This window comes from Neisseria sp. P0001.S005 (genome assembly GCF_051963715.1).
The window spans coordinates 1-261 of record NZ_JBQCTZ010000992.1 but is presented as its reverse complement, the minus strand read 5'-3'; the positions used below and the strand labels follow the sequence as shown (position 1 = coordinate 261).

1 protein-coding gene is annotated in these 261 nt (G+C 52.1%); it reads right to left on the bottom strand.

What is annotated here, in order from left to right; all coding sequences use genetic code 11:
• Positions 1 to 261 (bottom strand): Asd/ArgC dimerization domain-containing protein (locus ACTHSP_RS23805; RefSeq protein WP_440347209.1); only part of this gene is annotated, 261 nt, incomplete at both ends.

The following is a 261-nucleotide window of genomic DNA, read 5'->3' as shown; positions in this document are numbered from 1 at the left end:
AACCAAGTTGTCGATGACGGAAAGAACAATCCACACATCGTCTTGATCGGGCGCTTTTTGAACGCTGATACGGCAAAGGTTAGCACCGCGCACGCTGCGGGTTTCAGGTGTCGAACCTGAAGGCAAAATATCGACAAAAGGACTGTCTCGGTAGTATTCGCGCAGCAAAGCTTCAGGATCGGTATGTTCTTGCAGGTGCAGATACAGGGTGGCGTGCATGCCGCGTATCATCGGAACAAGGTGTGGCACGAAAATCAGGCC